Source organism: Photobacterium sp. R1, from assembly GCF_054600795.1.
Map to the genome: position 1 here is coordinate 1 of NZ_BAAHZP010000823.1, position 248 is coordinate 248.

Annotated in this window: 1 pseudogene; it reads left to right on the forward strand. The window is 47.2% G+C overall.

Going from position 1 to position 248, the window contains the following annotated elements:
- Positions 1-248: pseudogene (locus ACYP03_RS27370) on the forward strand (lytic transglycosylase domain-containing protein); the annotation flags it as partial.

Here is a 248-nt window from a genome sequence, read left to right on the forward strand (position 1 = left end):
GCCATGAAAAAAGCTAACAGCCGCCAGTTCACTGCCCTGACGTTACCTAAGGAAACCCGCGACTATGTGCACAAATTTCATGCACTGCTTTCAGATGTGGATCTGGACGCACTGACCCAGCAGGTAAGCTCAAAAGATCGTTTTCTCGGGCTGAGCGGCAGAAGCCCTGACTCCTATTTTTTATCCTGGATACTGACTGTTCTTTTTGCTATTCGTGTGGTGATTTTCTTGTCTCCAGTCATGTGTAT